The organism is Paenibacillus oleatilyticus, assembly GCF_018998565.1.
In the GTDB taxonomy this organism is placed as follows: domain Bacteria; phylum Bacillota; class Bacilli; order Paenibacillales; family NBRC-103111; genus Paenibacillus_G; species Paenibacillus_G oleatilyticus.
Map to the genome: position 1 here is coordinate 1 of NZ_JAHNZO010000108.1, position 412 is coordinate 412.

1 protein-coding gene is annotated in these 412 nt (G+C 62.1%); it reads right to left on the reverse strand.

From position 1 onward, the window contains the following. On the reverse strand, positions 1-412 hold a 412-nt coding region (locus tag KQX66_RS38870; RefSeq protein ID WP_216798401.1), incomplete at both ends, for a histidine phosphatase family protein.

Consider the following 412-nt stretch of genomic DNA (forward strand, 5'->3'; position numbering starts at 1 on the left):
GGCCACCTCTTTCATCGGGAAACCTTCGTAATACTGCAGCATAGAGGCGTCCACCAGCGAGTTGCCCACCCGCAGCGGGCCGGAGACGCCCGGCTCTTTGCCCGGCACCGCGCTCATCACGCTGGCTTCTTTGGTCAGGTCACAGTGTTTGTCGGTCTTGCAGGCGGCGGAATCCTTGTAGTCGATGATCTTCGCCAACTGCTGATAAGAGGCATCCAGCTTCAGCGATCCCAGCGCGGCGTTCATCGCCGCCAGCGCCTGCTGGTTGAAGGCTTCGCTGGTGTCGGTGATGATCGGGTTGAAGGTCGGATCCATCTCGCCCATCTTGTCCTGATGGTGCACGCTGACGTCGCAGCCGGGGAACGCGCCATTGCTGAAGAACTGCGCGGTGGCCACCGTGCGCTGCAGGCTG